At 71.1% G+C, this 17783-nt stretch carries 19 protein-coding genes and 1 tRNA gene; 12 read left to right on the top strand and 8 right to left on the bottom strand.

Translation table 11 applies throughout. From position 1 onward, the window contains the following. Window positions 1–43: 43 nt before the first annotated feature. The 7 genes from H490_RS17860 (at window position 44) to H490_RS17830 (ending at window position 5923) form a co-directional block, all read left to right on the top strand. Window positions 44–1045 (top strand): DNA-processing protein DprA, encoded by a 1002-nt coding sequence (locus tag H490_RS17860; RefSeq protein WP_017882753.1) that lies wholly within the window; start codon window positions 44–46, stop codon window positions 1043–1045. Window positions 1046–1113: 68 nt separating this feature from the next. Further along, window positions 1114–1662 (top strand): hypothetical protein, encoded by a 549-nt coding sequence (locus H490_RS17855; protein ID WP_017882752.1) that lies wholly within the window; start codon window positions 1114–1116, stop codon window positions 1660–1662. Window positions 1663–1688: 26 nt separating this feature from the next. Further along, the gene (locus H490_RS17850) at window positions 1689–3464 is read left to right on the top strand and encodes a TraM recognition domain-containing protein (RefSeq protein ID WP_017882751.1); all 1776 of its coding nucleotides are present in this window, start codon (window positions 1689–1691) and stop codon (window positions 3462–3464) included. A gap of 22 nt (window positions 3465–3486) precedes the next feature. Beyond that, a complete protein-coding gene (locus H490_RS17845; protein ID WP_017882750.1) occupies window positions 3487–3969 on the top strand; it encodes a single-stranded DNA-binding protein in 483 nt (160 codons plus the stop codon). Next, window positions 3966–4553 carry a hypothetical protein gene (locus H490_RS17840; RefSeq protein WP_017882749.1) on the top strand — a complete coding sequence of 196 codons (588 nt, stop codon included), beginning with the start codon at window positions 3966–3968 and terminating at the stop codon, window positions 4551–4553. Before H490_RS17845 ends, H490_RS17840 begins: the two co-directional genes overlap by 4 nt. Next, on the top strand, window positions 4537–4737 hold the full coding sequence (locus H490_RS17835) for a helix-turn-helix domain-containing protein (RefSeq protein WP_017882748.1): 201 nt from the start codon (window positions 4537–4539) through the stop codon (window positions 4735–4737). The genes H490_RS17840 and H490_RS17835 overlap by 17 nt, the downstream gene beginning before the upstream one ends. Before the next feature lie 82 nt (window positions 4738–4819). Then, window positions 4820–5923: a tyrosine-type recombinase/integrase gene (locus H490_RS17830; protein ID WP_238560276.1), complete on the top strand. Its 1104-nt coding sequence runs from the start codon at window positions 4820–4822 to the stop codon at window positions 5921–5923. 232 nt (window positions 5924–6155) lie between these two features. On the opposite strand, the gene H490_RS17825 is transcribed toward H490_RS17830, so the two are convergent. Beyond that, a tRNA-Pro gene (locus tag H490_RS17825) sits at window positions 6156–6229 on the bottom strand. 169 nt (window positions 6230–6398) lie between these two features. Further along, complete coding sequence (locus H490_RS17820; RefSeq protein WP_017882746.1) at window positions 6399–6836, bottom strand: pyridoxamine 5'-phosphate oxidase family protein; 438 nt, start codon at window positions 6834–6836, stop codon at window positions 6399–6401. Between the two features lie 197 nt (window positions 6837–7033). Here H490_RS17820 and H490_RS17815 point away from each other — a divergent pair, with 197 nt between their 5' ends. After that, a complete protein-coding gene (locus tag H490_RS17815; RefSeq protein ID WP_017882745.1) occupies window positions 7034–7936 on the top strand; it encodes an NUDIX domain-containing protein in 903 nt (300 codons plus the stop codon). A gap of 85 nt (window positions 7937–8021) precedes the next feature. On the opposite strand, the gene H490_RS17810 is transcribed toward H490_RS17815, so the two are convergent. Then, window positions 8022–8846: a lysoplasmalogenase family protein gene (locus tag H490_RS17810; protein WP_017882744.1), complete on the bottom strand. Its 825-nt coding sequence runs from the start codon at window positions 8844–8846 to the stop codon at window positions 8022–8024. A gap of 29 nt (window positions 8847–8875) precedes the next feature. Then, window positions 8876–9346: a ribonuclease E activity regulator RraA gene (gene rraA, locus H490_RS17805; RefSeq protein WP_017882743.1), complete on the bottom strand. Its 471-nt coding sequence runs from the start codon at window positions 9344–9346 to the stop codon at window positions 8876–8878. 172 nt (window positions 9347–9518) lie between these two features. Between rraA and H490_RS17800 the strand changes: the two genes are divergently transcribed. The 3 genes from H490_RS17800 (at window position 9519) to H490_RS32575 (ending at window position 12550) form a co-directional block, all read left to right on the top strand. Beyond that, window positions 9519–10118 (top strand): TetR/AcrR family transcriptional regulator, encoded by a 600-nt coding sequence (locus H490_RS17800; protein ID WP_017882742.1) that lies wholly within the window; start codon window positions 9519–9521, stop codon window positions 10116–10118. A gap of 204 nt (window positions 10119–10322) precedes the next feature. After that, a complete protein-coding gene (locus H490_RS17795; RefSeq protein WP_017882741.1) occupies window positions 10323–11870 on the top strand; it encodes an MFS transporter in 1548 nt (515 codons plus the stop codon). 281 nt (window positions 11871–12151) lie between these two features. Further along, a complete protein-coding gene (locus H490_RS32575) occupies window positions 12152–12550 on the top strand; it encodes a hypothetical protein (protein WP_017882740.1) in 399 nt (132 codons plus the stop codon). Between the two features lie 28 nt (window positions 12551–12578). Here H490_RS32575 and H490_RS17785 read toward each other — a convergent pair whose 3' ends face one another. After that, window positions 12579–13490, bottom strand: coding sequence for a DUF817 domain-containing protein (locus H490_RS17785; RefSeq protein ID WP_017882739.1), 912 nt, complete (start codon window positions 13488–13490; stop codon window positions 12579–12581). A gap of 53 nt (window positions 13491–13543) precedes the next feature. Here H490_RS17785 and H490_RS17780 point away from each other — a divergent pair, with 53 nt between their 5' ends. Further along, entirely contained in the window at window positions 13544–13960 is a 417-nt protein-coding gene (locus H490_RS17780) for an MmcQ/YjbR family DNA-binding protein (protein ID WP_017882738.1), read from the top strand. Between the two features lie 37 nt (window positions 13961–13997). On the opposite strand, the gene der is transcribed toward H490_RS17780, so the two are convergent. From der to H490_RS17765, 3 genes are read right to left on the bottom strand one after another with little or no spacing between them, the layout of a single operon-like run. Then, window positions 13998–15551 (bottom strand): ribosome biogenesis GTPase Der, encoded by a 1554-nt coding sequence (der, locus tag H490_RS17775; protein ID WP_017882737.1) that lies wholly within the window; start codon window positions 15549–15551, stop codon window positions 13998–14000. Beyond that, window positions 15548–16315 carry a (d)CMP kinase gene (gene cmk, locus H490_RS17770; protein ID WP_017882736.1) on the bottom strand — a complete coding sequence of 256 codons (768 nt, stop codon included), beginning with the start codon at window positions 16313–16315 and terminating at the stop codon, window positions 15548–15550. Before cmk ends, der begins: the two co-directional genes overlap by 4 nt. An 11-nt stretch (window positions 16316–16326) precedes the next feature. Further along, entirely contained in the window at window positions 16327–17415 is a 1089-nt protein-coding gene (locus tag H490_RS17765; RefSeq protein ID WP_017882735.1) for a prephenate dehydrogenase, read from the bottom strand. Window positions 17416–17783 lie beyond the last annotated feature (368 nt).

The raw sequence follows: 17783 nt of genomic DNA, 5'->3' as shown, positions 1-17783 counted from the left end.
TCATTCCTGTAGACGGTCACACGAAAGATGAGGAGGGCCGACGATGGCGACGTTCTCGGAGGACATGCTCACCCGGATGGAGCTGACGGCGCTCGCCGAGCCCGGCAACCCGGTCACGGGCCAGCTCGTGCGCGCGATCGGGCTGAGCGAGACGCTCGCCTTGATCCGCGACTCGGGTGCGGCGATCCCCGCCGCGGTCGATCCGCTCCAAGGGGTCCGGTGGCGGCAAGCCGCCGCCACCCGCCAGCGCGACGCGCTCCGGGATCAGATCGCCGACCTCACCGACCGGCACGACTTCCGGGTGCTCACCCCAGGTGGGGCGGGGTGGCCGGTCGCGCTGAACGATCTCGGGGATCGGGCACCGCTCCTGTTGTGGGCGCGCGGGAACCCGGAACTCCTCACAGCCTCCGTGTCGTCGCGGGTGACGATCACCGGGGCCCGAGCCGCGACCGCCTATGGCGTGCACGTCACGCAAGAGCTCGCGGAAGACCTGGCCGAACTCCCGCGTATCATCGTCTCCGGTGGCGCCTACGGCGTCGACGCCGCCGCGCACCGCGCCGCCCTCACGACGGGTCCTGCCTCCACGATGGTCGTGTCTGCCAGCGGGCTCGACCGCCCGTATCCCGCCGCGCAGGCTGAGCTGTTCGAGCGGATCGTGGTGCAGGCCGGCATCCAGATCAGCGAGACCCCGCCCGGGCACAGTCCGTCGCGGGAACGGTTCGTCGCCCGCGCCCGGCTCCTCGCAGCGCTCAGCGGGGCGACGATCATTCCCGAGGCCGGAGCGCGCTCGGGGTCGCTGCTGGTCGCGGCGCGCGCGTTCGAGCTTGGCCGTCCGGTCGGTGCAGTTCCGGGCCCGGTCACCTCGGCATCGTCGGCGGGCTGTCACCGGCTCATGCGGGAAGGCATCGCCGAGACCGTCACCCGTGCCAGTGAAGTCGCCGAGCTGATGGACCCGTCGCCGTTCCCGCTCGCCCCGGCCTATCAGCAGGTCGCCCGCCGCGCCGCACCCGAGCACAGCCGCGCTGCACGCCGCTTCGCACTCTGACCCACCCCTCAGCCGCCCATACTCTCGGGCGGCTGTTCCTTCATCCACTCAATAGGAGAACTTTGCCGATGTCGAAGCGTGCCCGCTCGAAGACCGACCCGACTGCCGTGGTGATGGTGCGTATCGTCGTCGCCGAGGACGGCACCCTCTCGGTGACCGTGGACGGGGCACCGTATCTGCCGCCGGAGTTCTCGCCGCCGTGGCGGCGCTCCGCCTACCCGCACATCGTGGACGCCATCAGCCAGCACACCGGCCAGACCCTCCGCGTCGATGTCATCGAGATCGACGGACGAGTCATCACCGACTACCGCACCCCACCCAAACCCAGACCTGTGATCCCCGAGCCAGCCGCAGCCCCCGTGGCGGCAGCACCACAGCCTGCCGCACCGGCGGCCGCGCCTGTAGAGGCGGTGCCTCAGTTTGCGCAGCTCGCGGGCACAGGCTTCGTTCCCGGTGAGGATGTCGCGGTCGCGGTCATCATCTCCCACACCGAGACCGCACCCGACGGGATCGCCCGCGCCCTCATCGACTCGCGTTACCTGGCGGCGTGCCAGACGGGCGAGGCGATCCTCGTGGGCCGCATCTCCGGCACCCTGGTACTCGGGCGGCCCGAGTGAGCGGGCAGCTCCGCCCGACCGGCTCGATGGGCGACGAACTCACGAACGCCGCGCTCGTCGCCCTCGCGCTCCTCGGCGTGACGGCGGTGCTGCTGCGCGTCGCGGGCAGCATCGCCGCGTTCCTCACCGGCACCCCGCAACCCGAAGCCGGCCTCGGAGCCGGCGCAGCCGTGCTCCTGAACCCCGGCGACCCCGCCGCCGCGCTCGACGCGCCCGGCCTCAACGTCGTCGTCTACTGGATCGTCACGGGGCTCCTCATCGCCGGCAGTGGTGTCGGGGGCTGGTGGGTGTGGTCCGCGATCCGGCACCACACCCGCCAGCAGGCGCTCGACCCGTACCGGATCGTCGGTGTCGCGACCCGCCGCGAGGTCGCACAGGCAGGCTCCGTCAAGGCGCTCCTCGCCCGCGCCGGGAACCTCCGCCCCTCACTCGATCATCCCGAGCCCGTGGAGGTCGGCTACCGGATCGGCAGCTCGCGCGGGGTCGAGGTGTGGGCGTCGGTCGAGGACTCGATGCTGCTCATCGGGCCGCCCCGCTCCGGCAAGGGCGTGCACATCGTCATCAACTCGATCCTCTCCGCGCCCGGCGCGGTCATCACGACGAGCACGCGCCCTGACAACGTGACCGCCACGATCACAGCCCGGCAGCGTGTCGGTCCGGTCGCGGTGTTCGACCCGCAGCACCTCGCCGACGGCATCCCCGCAGGACTGCGCTGGTCACCCGTGCGCGGGTGCAGCGACCCGCTGACCGCGATGATCCGCTCCGCAGGTCTCGCCTCCGCGACCGGGCTCGGGAAGGGCGGGGTCGAGGGCGGCGACTTCTGGGAAGCGAAGACCCGGGTCGCACTGCAATGCCTCCTCCACGCCGCAGCCCTCGACGGCCGACAGCCCGCCGACCTGTTCCGGTGGACGCTCGACCCCGCCGCAGCCGGGGATGCCGTGTCGATCCTCGCCGCCCACCCGCGCGCGGCCGGCGGCTGGGCCGAGGCGCTGCAGGCGATGCTCGAATCCGACCCGCGCACGATGGACTCGATCTGGCAGGGCGTCTCCCTCGCACTCGCCGCGCTCGCCGACCCGCGCGTGCTCGACGCCGTAAGCCCAGGCCCCGACGAAGTATTCGACCCCGAGACATTCCTCGAGCAGAAGGGCACCCTCTACCTGCTCGCAACCGCGGCCGGAGCGAACAACAGCGCGCCTCTGGTCGCGGCGCTCATCGAGGACGTGGTCGAGGCCGCCCGCCGGCTCGCGGCACGCAGTTCAGGCGCGCGTCTCGACCCGCCGCTGTTGCTCGCGCTCGACGAGGTGGCGAACCTGTCACCATTGCCGTCTTTGCCGACGCTCATGGCTGAGGGCGGCGGGTCGGGGATCACGACCATGCCCGTTCTGCAATCGCTCGCACAGGCGCGGGAGAAGTGGTCAGAGAATGCCGCGTCGGCGATCTGGGATGCCGCGATCGTGAAGATCATCCTCGGCGGCGCCTCGAACTCGAAAGACCTCCAAGACCTGAGCACCCTGATCGGGGAACGCGACGAGATCACCGACTCCACCACCGTCGGCGATCACGGCTCACGCTCAGCGCAGCGCTCGATCCGCAGGGTGCCCGTCATGCCGCCCGACGTGATCCGCCGCTTCCCATTCGGCACCGGCCTCGTGCTGCTGCGCTCCGCTCCACCGATCGTCGCGCGCCTCCGCAGGTGGACCGAACGCGCCGACGCGAGGCAACTCACTCAGGATCGGGCAGAGGTCGAAGCCCAGCTCCACCACCGTCAGACCCCAGGCCAGGCGGGAGCACCTTCCGAATAGAGGCGGCACACCGGGTGCCGCAATGAGCGAGGAGGTCGTGACGATGGAGATCCGTTCAGAGCCGTCGATCCGAGGGTTTCTCTCCCGAGCACCGGAGCAGAAATCGAAGCCAGGAGAGGTTTTCCTACTGGTCGCGCAGATCGGGCAGAAGTTCCGTCGCCGCGAGGACGATGGCACCTTCACCCAGGTCGGTTCCGCATACATCGACCTGATCATGATCGGAGACAAGGCCGAGGAGGCCTTCGCGGATTTCGTCAAGGGCGATGATGTCGTAGCCATCGGCGAGTTCACGAAACGACAGTACGAGCAGGACGGACAGCGAATCGAGCGCCCTCAGTTCCGCGCCTCCCGGCTCCTCCTCGATACCTCCCGTGCCCGATATACCGTCGAGCGCACCCCGCGCCAGCTCGCACCAAAGACGCTCACGGCGGCGGAGGTTACGGCGGTGGAGTTCCGCTCGCCCGAACCTCGGCGTGCGAGCGGACTGGGGAGGTCAACACGATGACCGATGAGCCGACACAACCGGACCCAGAGGCCAAAGTCGAGATCGAGGACATCGACCTGTACGACGAGCTCATGGCCGGGATGGCGCTTCCCGAGCCGCCGCGTCCGATCAACTGGAATCTCCTGACCGCCGGAGACGCCGAGGCAGAGTGGCTGGCGCTAAACCAATGGGTGGACTGGCTACGGAAGACCTACGGGCTGCCCGCCTCAGTTGTGCCGCCGTTCTGGCACCGTCATCCCGAACTCGTATGGGAGCTCTCGGCGCTGCACCTGCACTGGTGCGCAAGCTACGATCCCGAACAGTCGGCCTCTGGGCCGATTGCCTGGCACACGGACTTCGCAGCGGCACGCGACCGGCTCCGCGAATGGGTCGTCACCTCCGGCACTCGGCTTGATCGCGACCGTCCGACACGGCAAACGGCCTGGCCCGGTGAGAAACCGCAACCGCCGCTCGAGGACGAGACGATCCCGAACCGGACCGAGGATTTCGTCGCGTTCGTCGCCGCCGACGTGCAGGCACGTCAAGACATCGAGGATGCATTCGGCCGAGCGCGACGGGCGAGCGACCATGCCCGCGGCGATTGACGCTGTCGAACCTCTCTGGAACTCGCAAGAGGCGGCGGAGTTCCTGAACGTCTCGCAGGCCACGCTCTCGCGCTGGCGACGCGAGCACGAGGGGCCGCCGTTCGTGCAGGTCGGCGGCATCGCCCGCTACAACCCGCCCACAGTGCGAGCCTGGGTGCTGGAACGCGAGGGAACGCATGGCTGACCCGCGCAACCACAAGATGCCCCCGATCGGGGTGAAGCTCTCCACGAGCATCGAGAGCCGCGGCAGCGGCTACCTCGCGCGCGTGCGCTGGACCGACCCGCAGACCAAGAAACGGCCCAGCCGATCCGAGTTCGTCGACACCCCGGAAGAAGCGGAAGCGTTCTTCGAGAAGCTGCAGCAGGCGACCGAGACCGGCGCGAACATCCTCATCACGTTCGCCGACTATGTGGAGTCCATCGGCGAGCGCTGGCAGCGCGGCCTCGACCCGACTTCGACAGCCTCCGGCTACGAGATCAGCCTCCGGCTGCGAGTGGTTCCCGCGCTCGGGCATCTGCAAGTCAGCCGCATCTCCACCGGCCTGATCGACCGCACCATCGACCAGTGGGAGACCGAGTTCGGGCCGTCAACAATCAAAACCTCGATCGCGGCTCTCGTGCGCGTCCTCGACGTGGCGGTGCGCGACGAGGTGATCCCATCGAACCCTGCCAAGAATCGTGCCCGCCGCACGCTCAGTCAGCAGTCGGCGCTGACGCCCGGCTCGCTGCGAGCCCTCGCCGTCCCGGACATGGAGACGCTGAACAAGATCGCCGATGCGTGCGCCAAGGTGCATCAGAGCTATTCGGATCACGTCATGCTCTGCGCCATGCTCTGCGCTCGCGGTTCCGAAGTCGCCGGGCTCGAAGTCGGCGACATCGACTGGGTAAATCGCATCGTGAAGATCGAACGGCAGATCTACCCCGGCAAGGGTGGCCTCGTAGCGAAGCAGACCAAGGGCCGCAAGGAACGCTATGTGCCGATACTCGACCCGCTCGAACCCATCCTCATCCGCCTCTCAGCAGGCAAGGAACCTGGCGATCCGCTGCTACGCGGCCCCCGTGGAGGGGTGCTCACCACTGCCACCGTGCGCGACGCAACGAAGTGGGATGAGCTCGTGACGAACCTCGGCCTGCCGAACCTCACCCGCCACGGCCTCCGGCACACCGGAGCCACCTGGCTCGCGGACGCCGGCGTGCCGCTTCATGTGCTCCAGCGCATCCTCGGCCATGCCTCCATCGAGACGACCAAGGGCTACCTGCACCCCGATCACCGGCACCTCAGCGAAGCTGCGACGCTCGCCAACCAGTTCTTCGCCAGCCCATCGAAGAGGAAGGAGACCACCGAGAAACCCCGCGGGCGACAGCTCTAGATTCGCTTGCCCCGGCATCCTGGTCAGGGAAGGGCCGGGAGCATCGTGCTGCCCGGATTTTGGCCCACTAGATTTCCACTTTTTGGCCCACTAGCTTGCTAGACAGGCCGGAACGAGCAGCGATCACGAGCGGGTCCTGGACCCGATTTTGGGCCCATTCCGAAGCCCGGCGAAGGTCACCAGAAACGAAGGAAGCCCTGACGAGAAATAGCTTCTCATCAGGGCTTTTCCGTCGGGATGACAGGATTTGAACCTGCGACCCCCTGACCCCCAGTCAGGTGCGCTACCAAGCTGCGCCACATCCCGCTATTCAGTTATAAGTCTTCGATTTGGGGCTACTGCCGTTAACCCCCAGTCAAGTGCGCTACCAAGCTGCGCCACAGCCCGTTGCTACCACGCCTTCGCGAAGCAACCCCTCTATCTTACCCATACTTCGGGAGCGCAAATGACCAGGGTCGCAGAAGCGGCGAACCCCCTACCCCTCCTGCTGGTCCTCGCGGCGCGGCTCGGGGCCGAAACGGTATTCGCGGCCGCCGATCGACACGACCTCGATGCGCACGAACGTGGGCTTGAGCGTCGGCACGAACGGCTTGAGCGGCAGCGCCTCGGCCTCGGCGACCTCGGCCTGCGCCTCGAGCACTCGCGCGTGCCCGCGCACCACCACGCTCCACCCCGACTCCTCGCCGATCTCGTCGGCCTCGAAGAGCACGGAGTCGTTGATGGTCAGCTCGACGAGCTTGTTGCCCGGCGCGGTGCGGAAGACCACTGAGCCGTCGTCGACCACGAAGTTGATCGGCACCACGTCGACGACGTCGCCCACGCTGGTGACGAGCCGCCCGACCCGCTGCGACCCGAGCCGCCGCCAGCACTCGTCGTCGGACAGCACCGTCACTGCACTCTGGTTCTCGCTCATACTCCATTCTCTCCCCAACCCAGCCCGCGCGAAAGAGCCGGCTCGGAAGGCCCGGATCGCCAGGAGCGGGCCGGGAGGCCCGAAGGCCCGAACCCTCAAGAACCGGAGACCCGGAAGCCCGGAAACCGCCGAGCGACCCGGCTACACGCGAAGCAACCTCCGGGCGCGCCCCCGCCCGGCCCCGCTACGCTGACATCATGAGCGATCTGCGAAACCCCGGCGACGCGTGGGTCACGGCGGCCGACGGCGGGCGCTACTGGGGGCGCTTCGGCGCGGCGGGCCTGCTCGCCCACGACCGCTCGCTCGACGCGATCCTGCTGCAGCACCGGGTCACCTGGAGCGACCACGGCGACACCTGGGGCATTCCCGGGGGCGCCCGCCACGAGGGCGAGGCCGCGATCGCCGGCGCGATCCGCGAGTCCCAGGAGGAGGCCGGGGTTCCCGACGACGCGGTCACACCGCGCTACACGCACGTGCTCGATCGCGGCGGCTGGACCTACACCACCCTCATCGCCGACGTCGCCACCCCGTTCGAACCCCGCATCACCGATCCCGAGAGCCACGCCCTCGCCTGGGTGCCGCTCGACGAGGTCGAGCGTCTCCCGCTGCACCCGGCCTTCGCGGCGAGCTGGCAGCTGCTGCGCCCGCTGCTCTCGGCGCGCCCCGCCGTGGTCGTCGACGCCGCCAACGTCATCGGCGCGGTGCCGAACGGGTGGTGGCGGGATCGCCGCGGCGCCGCGGAGCGTCTGCGCGACCGGCTCGGTGCGCTCGCGATCGAAGAGGGCGGGATCCGCGCCGGCTTCCTCGACCTGCCCGAGACCCGCGTGGCCGGCCTCGATCGCGCCTACCCGGAGTGGACGATGGTGGTCGAGGGCGCCGCGAACGGCATCGCGAGCGGCCCGCGGGTGCGCGTGGTCGACGCGCCCTCCCTGGGCGATGACACCATCGTCGCTGAGGCCGCCGCCTTCGCCGCGTCCGACCACGCCGTGACGGTCGTCACGAGCGACGCGGAGCTGAAGGTTCGGGCGCACGCCGTAGGGGCGACCACGCGCGGGGCGAAGAAGCTGCTCAAGCTCTTCCCCGAGGATCCGGCGGTCTGACCCGCGCTCGCGCTCGACGCCGTGCACGACGAATGGCGCCGCGCCCGGCTCCTCGGCTGCCGCGCTCTGACGGACGCCCGCACGCTCAGCCCGCGGCCCGCGCCTCCCTCCGCCGCAGCGCGCTCACGACCCCAAAGGCGAGCAGCCCCTGCCCCAGCGTGTAGGTGAGCACCACGGCCCCGCTCGTCCAGTCGGGCATCACCTCGGGCAGGAAGATGCGGAACGACAGGATCGCGTCCGAGACGAGGAACCACGCCCCGCCCCACGCGATCACGGCCCCGCACCGCGACGCCATCGCCGCCGTTCCCGCGAGCAGCAGCCCGTACCCCATCACCGGCACCGTGAGCGCGCCCGTGCGCGGGATGAGCACCACGATGAGCACCGCGTACACGAGCAGGTAGGCCGCCGCCCACGCGGGCACCCGGTGCCGCGCCACGCCGCGCGCCCGCCACATGAGCAGCAGGTATCCGACGTGGGCGAGCCCGAAGCAGAGCAGCATCATCGGCAGCTCGTCGTCGAACATCGGGAAGAAGGTTGCGGCTCCGTCGCCGAGCCAGGAGCAGAGGATCGCCGCGACCAGCAGCAGGATCGCGCCGCGCGCGCCCCGCAGCGCGCTCGGGGGCCGGCCCGGCGCAGCGTCCGACGCCGACGCCGACGCGCCAGCGGAAGGCGCAGCGGCAGCGGTCGGCGGCGTCACCAGGCCTCCCGGCGCATCCCCAGCCCCCACCGGCGCCGCCCCGGCGCCCACCGGCAGTGCCGCCGCCCAGATCACGGCGAGCGCCAACGCGGGCATCAGCGCGAGCTTGGTGGGCGCCGCGACCGGGCTCGCCGCGAAGAGGGCGATCACGTGCACGACGGAGATCGCCGCGTAGGGCAGGAACGGAGTGAGGAGCCGGATCCGCGATCCCATGCGCACCGCCGTCGATCGGGTCGAGAGGCTCAGCTCTCGACCAGGATCCCGTCTTCGTCGCACCACACGGTCGCCCCCGGCTGGAACACGACCCCGCCGATCTCGACGGGCACGTCGGTCTCGCCCTCGCCCGTCTTGGTCGACTTGGCGGGGTTCGATCCGAGCGCCTTCACGCCGAACGGCAGCGTGCCGAGCGCGACGCGATCGCGGATCGCGCCGTTCACGATGATGCCGGCCCAGCCGTTGTCGACCGCGAGGCTGCCGATCACGTCGCCCACGAGGGCGGTCTCGAGCGATCCGCCGCCGTCGATCACGAGCACGGCTCCGTCGCCGGGCGACGAGAGCAGCTCTTTGAGGCGGGCGTTGTCTTGGAAGCAGCGCACCGTGCGAACGGGACCGCTGAAGCCGCTGAGCCCGCCGATGTTCTGGAACTGCAGCGACACCGACTGCAGCTCGTGCCCGCGTTCGTCGTACAGGTCTGCGGTGCTGATCTGAGCCATCTCGGCTCCTTCCCCTTGAGGCCGCGACCGCTCGGCCGCTCCGTAGGATCAACGCTACCCGGCACCTCCGACAAATAGGCGACGCGGCGCACGAGTCTGCAAAGTTGCGCAACACGGGCCGATCCTGTACAAAAGTACATGTACAGATGTCCAGCTTCGGGAGGAGGAACCCATGAGCGACACCGCAGCGGGCTCCCCCGAGCCCCGACGCCGAGACCCCGAGGGCCGCCGCCGCGCGATCCTCACGGCCGCCGCCGAGATCGTGATCGAGCAGGGTCCGCCCGCGCTCACCCACCGCGCCATCGCGACGCGCGCCGGAGTGTCGCTCGGCTCGACCACCCAGTACTTCGGCTCGATCGACGAACTGCGCGAGGCCACGCTGCAACAGCTGGCCGACGAGATCGACGAGTCGCTCAACCAGCTCGAGCCGCTGCTCGCCGGCTTCGCCGCCAGCCCCGAGCGCGCCGTCGCCGAGATCCACGAGTTCCTGCGCGACACCCGCGCCGTGCACACCGACGTCGCCCTGATGAGCACCGGCACCACCGATCCCCGCATGCGCGCCCTCGCGCAGCGCTGGACGGACCGCCTGATCGACATGCTCGCCGAGCACGTCGGCCGCGAGCGCGCCACCGCCATCGCGGTGTATCTCGACGGCGCCACGATCCACGCGGCGCTCCGCGACGCACCGCTCGATCGCGACCACCTCGAACGGATCATCGTCGCACTGACGGCGATGCCGGATCCGGCCGGGCCCACCACACCTCACGTCTAGCGGCCCGATCCGGCGGCCGCCGGCCCGGCGCCACCGGCCCGGCTCCCCCTGAGAGATCCCCGCCCAGCGGACGCCCGGGACCCGGAGCCCCGGCCCCGCACCGCACTTCGCAGCACCGCAGCACCTCCCACCGCAGCACCGCAGCATCCGAATCGTCCACCTATCCGCCCACCGACCCGCCGCATCGAACACGAAAGCGAAGCCATGTCCACCCCCGCCCCCGTCACGTCCGCACCGTCGTCGCTGAGCCGCTCCCGCCGCTGGGCGGCCGTCGCGGTGCTCACCGCGAGCCTGCTCGTCATCACGATGGACATGACGATCCTCAACATCGCGCTGCCCGAGATGGCCGCCGAGCTGCATCCGACCTCCGACCAGCAGCTGTGGATCATCGACGTCTACTCGCTCGTGCTCGCGGGCCTGCTCGTCTCGTTCGCGGCGATCGCCGACCGCTGGGGCCGCAAGCGCATGCTGCTCACTGGCTACGCGATCTTCGGCGGCGCCTCGCTGCTCGTGCTGTTCGCGAACAGTGCCGAGTCGGTCATCGCGATCCGTGCGCTGCTCGGCGTGGGCGGCGCCATGATCATGCCGATCACGCTGTCGCTGATCCGTGTCATCTTCACCGATCCCAAGGAGCGCGCGACCGCGCTCAGCATCTGGGCCGCCGTGTCGGGCCTCGGCGCGGCGGTGGGCCCGCTCGTGGGCGGGCTGCTGCTCGAGCACTTCTCGTGGCACGCCGCGTTCCTCATCAACGTGCCGCTCATGGTCGCCGGTGTGATCGCGGGCATCCTGATCCTGCCGGAGTCGCGCGTGCCGCACCCGGGCCGCTGGGACGCCCTCGCCGCCGCGCTCTCGCTCGCCGGCATGACCCTCGTGGTGTGGGCGGTGAAGACGTTCGGCAAGGAGGCGAGCTTCCTCGTGCCCGAGGCGCTCGTGGCCCTCGCGGCGGGCGCCGCGCTGCTCGCGTGGTTCATCGTGCGCTGCGTGCGCAGCGACTCGCCGCTGCTCGAGCTGCGACTGTTCCGCAATCGCGAGTTCTCGGCGGGCATCATCGCCGCGCTCGGTTCGATGTTCGCGATGGCGGCCGCGCTGCTGCTCATCGCGCAGTGGATCCAGCTCGTCGACGGCGCCACCCCGGTCGAGGCCGGCGTGCGCCTGTTCCCGATCGCGATCGCCGGAGCCATCGCCTCGCTCGCCGCTCCCCCGCTGGCCCGCGTCTTCAGTGCGCGCGCCGTGCTCGCGGGCGGTGTGGCCCTCGCGGGCGCGGGCATGCTCATCATCGCGCTGCAGCCGGGCACGCTCTCGACTCTCACGGTGCTGATCGCGCTGACGCTCGTGGGCGCCGGCACGGGCTCGCTCGCGATCGGATCGGCCATGATCATGCACGGCTCCCCCGAGGAGAAGGCGGGCAACGCCGGCGCGCTCGAGGAGACCTCGTACGAGCTGGGCGCCGTGCTCGGCGTCGCGATCCTGGGCAGCATCTCGGCGCTCATGTACCGGGCCGAGCTCGTCGCGAGCGGCGCGCTGGCGGGCCTCGACGCGACCCTGAGCGGGCAGGCCGAGGCGTCGCTCGGCGCGGCGGTCGCGATCGCGGGCGAGGCGGGGCTCCCGGCGCTGGCGCACGAGGCCGGCGTGGCGTTCACGCACTCGCTGCAGGCGACCGGGATCACGGGCGGCATCATCATGCTCGCGGTCGCGGCGCTCGTGTTCTTCATGACGCCCAAGGGCACCGACGTGTCGGCCGCCTCCCACTGAGCCGGGCTCGACCCGAGGGCCGGCAACCGCCTCGGTGAGGGGGCAGCCGGGCTCGGGCGGGCCGGTGGGGGCGGACCGGCTGGGCGGGACGCTCGGGATCACCGGGACCACCGGGATCACCGGGACCACCGGGACCACCGGGATCCCACGGTGCCATCCGCAGGGTGGTACCGGGGTACGAGCGGGTCGATACCTGAGCAGGACGCGACGGCCCGGGCCTCGGACGTAGCGTTGGAGCAACATCGAGCAACCGCTCCGCTCCACCCGAAAGGACACCGATCATGAGCACCACCCTCCCCGGCACCACCGCCCAGTTCTCCGCTCAGGCCGACGACACCGTGCAGGTGCCCCGCCTCGCCCAGGCCGACCAGGCCGCGCAGACGGAGCCCGGCCGACCGGCCGGCGCGCCCGGCGAGGTCGGGGAGAACGCCCGCGCCTTCGCGATCACGAGCTTCGTGCTCGGCATCGCCTCGGTCGTGAGCGGCTGGACCTTCATCGCCCCCATCACCGGCCTGATCCTCGGCGTCCTCGCGCTGCGCCGCAACACGACCGAGCGCACCCTGGCGCTCTGGGGCGTGTGGCTCAACGCCGCGATGCTGGCCCTCACCGCCCTCGCCGCGCTGATCGCGCTCGCGCTGCTCGGCTTCGGGCTGATCACGATCCCGTTCCTCGCGGCCTGAGCGACCCCGCCCGAACCGCCCGGTCCGCCTAAGCTGGCCGCCCCGGCCGCCCCGCCCGCTCCGCCCGCTCCTCGGCGGACGGATCGGGCGCCCGGGGCGGGTACACCCACGTCACCATCACCACCGAGATGATCATCAGCAGGAACCACGCGATCAGCTTCTGCGGCGACACGAGCTCCCACCCGCCCTGCTGATGCGGGTAGAGCCAGGCGCCGCCCCAGGTCGCGACGTTCTCGGCGATCCAGATGAAGAGCGCCACTCCGGCGAAGACCGCGAGCAGCGGCGCCCGCAGCCTCGCCCGCCACACCCGGAAGTGCATGATCGTGCGGCCCCAGAGCAGCACGACGAGCGCCAGCAGCACCCACCGCAGGTCCACGATGAAGTGGTGCGAGAAGAAGTTGACGTAGATGGCGGCCGCGCCGAGGGTGGTCAGCCAGACGCGCGGGTAGCGCGTGAACCGCAGCTCGTGCAGCCGGTAGACGCGCACCATGTACGACCCGACCGCCGCGTACATGAAGCCGCTGAAGAGTGGCACGGCCCCGATCCGCAGCACCCCTTCGGCCTCGTAGGCCCACGAGCCGACGTCGGTCTTGAAGAGCTCCATCACGGTGCCCGTCACGTGGAACAGCACGATCACCCACAGCTCGCGTCCGCTCTCCAGCCTGAAGACGAGCATGCCGACCTGGATCAGCACCGCCGCGATCGTGAGCGCGTCGTTGCGCGCCAGTGCCGCGTCGTCGGGGTACCAGAGGCGGGCCGCGACGATCGCCACGAGCAGCAGCGCCCCGAACACGCAGGCCCACGCCTGCTTGAGCAGGAACACCGCGCACTCCACGGCGACGGCGCGCGCGCCGCTCTCGGGCCTGCGTGCGAGCCACCGGTGCGCGGCGCGGTCGATCGTCTGCTCGAGGCGCGTGAGTTCACGCCGGTCTGCGGTCATGATCCGAGGCTAGTGGGCGGGATCCGGCGTAAGCTGAGGCCGAGGAGGGGCTCATGGCCGCGTTCGACGATGTGCGCGCGATCGCCCTCGCCCTGCCCGAGACGGAGGAGCGCGAGGGCGGGTGGCGCATGCGGCCGAGCTGGCGGGTCGTCGGCGGCGCGATGTTCGCCTGGTCGCGACCCGTCACCGGTAAGGATCTCGCCTGGATGCGCGAGCGGGGCGAGGATCCGGGCGACCCGGTGCTCGGCATCCGAGTGGCCGGCGACGAGGCGAAGCGGGAGCTGCTCGCCGCGTTCCCTCGGGTCGCGTTCACGATCCCGCACTTCGACGGCTACGCCTCGGTGCTGCTGCGCCTGCCGCTCGTCGACCCCGGGCTGCTGCGCGAGCTCGTCATCGACTCCTGGCTGCTGCAGGCCCGCAGGCGCACCGCTCGCGCGTGGCTCGCCGAGCACGGTCTAGCGGAGGAGTGAGCGTCCCCTCGAGGCGCCCCGCGGGCTGCCGCAGCTGCTATCGCCGGGCACGCCTTTCGCGGATGCGCATGTTGAGCACGATGGGGGTGCCCTCGAATCCGTAGCGCTCGCGCAGACGACGCTGGATGAAGCGGCGGTAGCCGGGATCCAGGAAGCCCGACGTGAACAGCACGAACGTGGGCGGCCGGTTCTGCACCTGGGTGCCGAACAGGATGCGCGGCTGCTTGCCGCTGCGCAGCGGGTGGGGGTGCTCCTGCACGAGCTCGGCGACGAACGCGTTGAACTTGGCGGTCGGGATGCGGGTGTCCCACGACTCCAGAGCCGTCTCGAGCGCGGGCACCAGCTTCTCGAGGTGACGGCCGGTGCGCGCCGAGATGTTCACGCGGGGCGCCCAATCGACGTGCGCGAGGTCCTGCTCGATCTCCCGATCGAGGTACCGGCGGCGATCGTCGTCGAGCAGGTCCCACTTGTTGAACGCGAGCACGAGCGCGCGGCCCGACTCGAGCACGAGGTCGATGATGCGCAGATCCTGGTCGCTGATCTCCTGCGTGACGTCGATGAGCACGACCGCGACCTCGGCCTTCTCGAGGGCGGCCGCGGTGCGCAGCGAGGCGTAGAAGTCGGCGCCCTTCTGCAGGTGCACGCGGCGGCGGATGCCCGCCGTGTCGACGAAGGTCCAGACGCGGCCGGCGATCTCGACCTGCTCGTCGACGGGGTCGCGGGTGGTGCCGGCCAGGTCGTTCACCACGACCCGCTCCTCGCCCGCGGCCTTGTTGAGCAGGCTCGACTTGCCCACGTTCGGGCGGCCGAGGATCGCGACGCGGCGCGGCCCCGCGAGCTTCGGCTGCGCGACGGCGGACTCCTCGGGCAGGGCCTCGACGACCTGGTCGAGCAGGTCTGCGACGCCGCGCCCGTGCAGCGCCGAGACGGGGTGCGGCTCGCCGAGGCCGAGCGACCACAGCTGCGCGACCTCGGGCTCCTGCACGGCGTCGTCGACCTTGTTGGCGACGAGGAAGACGGGCTTCTTGGTGCGGCGCAGCAGCTGCACCACGCGCTCGTCGGTGGCGGTGGGGCCGACGCGCGAGTCGACCACGAACATCACCACGTCGCAGAGCTCGATCGCGACCTCGGCCTGCAGGGCCACGGAGGCGTCGATGCCCTTCGCGTCGGGCTCCCACCCGCCGGTGTCGACGAGCGTGAAGCGGGTGTCGAGCCACTCGGCCGAGTAGCTGACGCGGTCGCGGGTCACGCCGGGCACGTCTTCGACCACGGCCTCGCGGCGGCCGAGGATGCGGTTGACGAGCGCCGACTTGCCGACGTTCGGGCGGCCGACGATCGCGACGACGGGCAGGGCCTCGGCGAGCGGCTCCGAGAAGCCCAGGAACTCGCCGTCCTCGCCGATGATCGCGAGGTCGTCGTCTTCGAGGTCGAAGCCGTCGAGGTTGGAGCGCATGGCGCGCAGCCGCTCCTCGTCGGTGACCTCGCCGTCGAACTCGTCGCCGACGATCACTTCGTCTTCGGCGATCGCCGAGGCGTCGAAGACCTCGGGCTCGCCCTGCTCGGTTCCCGCGCCGGGGGTCTGCTCGTTCATCGCTTGCTCTCTTCCGCGGCGCGCTGCACCGCTCGTACGATATCGACCACAGCCTGAATCGACTGCTCGAAGTTCAGATCGCTCGTGTCCACGAGCGTCACCCCGGGTGCGGGGGTGAAGAAGTCGACCACCAGCGCGTCCTTCGCGTCGCGGGCGGCGATGTCGGCGAGCACCTGCTCGTGCGACATGTCGGCGAGCTCGCCGGCGCGGCGCTGGGCGCGCACCTCGGGCGAGGCCGTCATGAGGATGCGCACGGGCGCTTCGGGCGCGACGACGGTGGTGATGTCGCGCCCCTCGATCACCACGCCGGGCAGGCCCGACGCGGCGACGATGCGGCGGAACATCTCGTTCAGCCGTTCGCGCACCGCGGGGTGCTTCGAGACCCGGCTGACCTGCGCGCTCACCGCGGGGTCGCGGATCTCGGCGGTGACGTCGACGGGGTCGCCGGACGCCGCGCCCTCCTCCGCCGGCAGGGTCACGGTGACCCACTGCTCGCCGCGCATGGTGATGGTGAAGCCCCACGTCTCGAGCAGCTCGAGCACGGCGCGTTCGTCGTCGAGGTCGACGCCCGCCCGCAGCGCGGCCCACGCCAGCGAGCGGTAGGCGGCGCCCGTGTCGAGGATGCCGAACGCGAGGCGATCGGCCGCGGCGTGCGAGACGCTCGACTTGCCGCTTCCCGCGGGGCCGTCGATCGCGACCAGCAGAGGCGGGGCCGACGCGGTCGGCCCCGCAGCGGAGGCTGGCGCCACCGCGGAAGCGTTCATCGCAGCATCACTCACAGCGTTCTCCATCCGCGTTCGGCGAGCCCCTCGATCGCGCGCTCGGCCACCTCCGGCAGCACCGCGATCTCCGCGAACCCGATCTGCGCGCCCGGCGAGTGCTCGAGGCGCAAGTCTTCCATGTTAATGCCCAGTTCTCCGAGTTCGGTGAGCAGCCTCGCGATCTGGCCCGGCCGGTCATCGACCAGCACGGTGAGCGTGGTGAACCGCTCGGAGGAGCCGTGCTTGCCCGGAATGCGCTCGACCCCCCGGTTGCCGGCCGAGAGCAGGTCGGCGATGCGCCGCTTCGCGCCCGACCGGGAGGGGTCGCGCAGCGCCTCGGTGAAGGCGGCGATGTCGACGGCGAGCGCGTCGAGCAGCTCGACCACCGGCTCGCGGTTCGCACCCAGGATCTGCACCCAGAGTTCGGGGTCGCTCGAAGCGATGCGCGTCGTGTCGCGCAGCCCGGCGCCCGCGAGCCCGATCGCCTGCTCGGTCGCCGGCACGAGCCGCGCCGCGAGCAGGCTCGACACCACCTGGGGCAGGTGGGAGACGAGGCCCACCGAGCGGTCGTGCTCCTCGGGCGTCATCTCGATGAGCACCGCGCCGAGGTCGAGCGCGACCGCCTCGACGAGCGCGAGTGCCTCGGCCGGGGTCTCGTGATCGCGGCAGACGACCCAGGGGCGTGCGGTGAAGAGATCGGCGCGCGCCATGATCGCGCCGCCCCGCTCGCGACCCGCCATGGGGTGCGAGCCGACGTAGTTCGTGAGGTCGATGCCGCGGCGCGCGAGTTCGAGGAACGGCGCCAGCTTGACGCTCGCCACGTCGGTGACGACCGAGCCGGGGAACTCGGCGAGCGCCCGCTCGACCACGTCGGCCGTGACGTCGGGCGGGGTGGCGACCACCACGAGCGCGGGAGCCGGATCGTCGGCCGTGCGCACCCGGCCCGCCCCGTAGTCGGCGGCGAGCGCGACGGTGGTCGGCGACAGGTCTTCGAGGGTCACGTCGACTCCCCGCTCGCGCAGGCCGAGGCCCACGCTCGCGCCGAGCAGGCCGGCCCCGATCACGTGCACTGATCCGCGCGTGCGCGCCTGCAGCTCGTTCATCGAGCCCCTCCCTTGTTGCCGCCCCGCGGCTTCTGCGACCCTCGCGACTGCCGCGGTGCGGCAGGCCCCTTGCGTCCCGCCGCACCGGCTCGGCCGGTCGAGCCCGGCTGCTTGCCGTTCTGGCCGCGGGGGCCGACTTCCTTGCGGCCGCTTCCGGCGTCGCCGGATCCCGAGCGCCCGGATCCTGAGCGACCCGAGCCCTCTTCCGGCTTCTTCGCGCCCCGACCGCTCACGCTCTGCGCGCCGCGCCGATTGTGCGGGTTGCCCTTGGCGGCCACGCCGCGCATGCCGCGAGCGCCCGCGCCGTCGCCGGGCCGGCCGGCCGTCGCGGCCCCCCGCGTCCCGCGGCCGGCGCCGCGCGATCCCGA

Source organism: Leucobacter sp. UCD-THU (assembly GCF_000349545.1).
GTDB classification, from domain to species: Bacteria; Actinomycetota; Actinomycetes; order Actinomycetales; family Microbacteriaceae; genus Leucobacter; species Leucobacter muris.
This window is presented reverse-complemented; position numbering and strand designations above follow the sequence as displayed.

Bases quoted from the DNA above. Each gene is read 5' to 3' on its own strand.
- cmk (WP_017882736.1), bottom strand. From the start codon at position 16,315: ATGAACGCTTCCGCGGTGGCGCCAGCCTCCGCTGCGGGGCCGACCGCG.
- H490_RS17850 (WP_017882751.1), top strand. From the start codon at position 1,689: ATGGGCGACGAACTCACGAACGCCGCGCTCGTCGCCCTCGCGCTCCTC.
- H490_RS17810 (WP_017882744.1), bottom strand. From the start codon at position 8,846: ATGGGATCGCGGATCCGGCTCCTCACTCCGTTCCTGCCCTACGCGGCG.
- H490_RS17860 (WP_017882753.1), top strand. From the start codon at position 44: ATGGCGACGTTCTCGGAGGACATGCTCACCCGGATGGAGCTGACGGCG.
- der (WP_017882737.1), bottom strand. From the start codon at position 15,551: ATGAACGAGCAGACCCCCGGCGCGGGAACCGAGCAGGGCGAGCCCGAG.
- H490_RS17795 (WP_017882741.1), top strand. From the start codon at position 10,323: ATGTCCACCCCCGCCCCCGTCACGTCCGCACCGTCGTCGCTGAGCCGC.
- H490_RS17835 (WP_017882748.1), top strand. From the start codon at position 4,537: ATGCCCGCGGCGATTGACGCTGTCGAACCTCTCTGGAACTCGCAAGAG.
- H490_RS17840 (WP_017882749.1), top strand. From the start codon at position 3,966: ATGACCGATGAGCCGACACAACCGGACCCAGAGGCCAAAGTCGAGATC.
- rraA (WP_017882743.1), bottom strand. From the start codon at position 9,346: ATGGCTCAGATCAGCACCGCAGACCTGTACGACGAACGCGGGCACGAG.
- H490_RS32575 (WP_017882740.1), top strand. From the start codon at position 12,152: ATGAGCACCACCCTCCCCGGCACCACCGCCCAGTTCTCCGCTCAGGCC.
- H490_RS17800 (WP_017882742.1), top strand. From the start codon at position 9,519: ATGAGCGACACCGCAGCGGGCTCCCCCGAGCCCCGACGCCGAGACCCC.
- H490_RS17855 (WP_017882752.1), top strand. From the start codon at position 1,114: ATGTCGAAGCGTGCCCGCTCGAAGACCGACCCGACTGCCGTGGTGATG.
- H490_RS17785 (WP_017882739.1), bottom strand. From the start codon at position 13,490: ATGACCGCAGACCGGCGTGAACTCACGCGCCTCGAGCAGACGATCGAC.
- H490_RS17820 (WP_017882746.1), bottom strand. From the start codon at position 6,836: ATGAGCGAGAACCAGAGTGCAGTGACGGTGCTGTCCGACGACGAGTGC.
- H490_RS17815 (WP_017882745.1), top strand. From the start codon at position 7,034: ATGAGCGATCTGCGAAACCCCGGCGACGCGTGGGTCACGGCGGCCGAC.
- H490_RS17780 (WP_017882738.1), top strand. From the start codon at position 13,544: ATGGCCGCGTTCGACGATGTGCGCGCGATCGCCCTCGCCCTGCCCGAG.
- H490_RS17845 (WP_017882750.1), top strand. From the start codon at position 3,487: ATGAGCGAGGAGGTCGTGACGATGGAGATCCGTTCAGAGCCGTCGATC.
- H490_RS17765 (WP_017882735.1), bottom strand. From the start codon at position 17,415: ATGAACGAGCTGCAGGCGCGCACGCGCGGATCAGTGCACGTGATCGGG.